This window comes from Vibrio sp. 378, from assembly GCF_033339435.1.
Map to the genome: position 1 here is coordinate 1 of NZ_JAWOUO010001140.1, position 525 is coordinate 525.

A 525-nucleotide genomic window follows, 5' to 3' on the forward strand; every position below is an offset into this window, starting at 1 on the left:
TGAAACGACGTTTTCGGTCACGGTTGAACGAGGTTTTAACAATGATCTTTCTGCCAGTGATTTAAGCCTAGTTGCACTCGATCCTGACGGGAAAGCTCTGACCGTGCGCGGGCAGAAAGGTAAACTGAGTTACCAAGTCGAAAGCGGGCAGAACCTCATTCAAGTTGATGATAACGGCGTTGTTTATTCACTTGGTTCTGCGGGTCAGGCTTCTGTACTGATTTCCGATTCAGGTAACGACTTATATCTACCTAAGCAAGTTCGTGCAACCGTAACATTGTATGCGATAGGTGCTGAGCAACTTAAATTTGCCTTAATCGAAGATGAGTATCGAGACGGTTTAACCTTAGCGCCTTCACGTTTGGATAAAGTTGAAACGCAAAATATCACTTACAAAATTTTGCGCAGCGAACCAGACAACGAGGTTGCCGAGTTACTAAACCCAGAAACGGGTTTGCTTTTGATCCACAACGTTGGTCAGGTAACCGTCGAGGCGACAGCAACATACAGCGATGCTTTCTTAAA

Annotated in this window: 1 pseudogene; it reads left to right on the forward strand. The window is 45.1% G+C overall.

The features are described from left to right. Positions 1-525, forward strand: a pseudogene (locus R7Q48_RS30825) (cadherin repeat domain-containing protein); the annotation flags it as partial.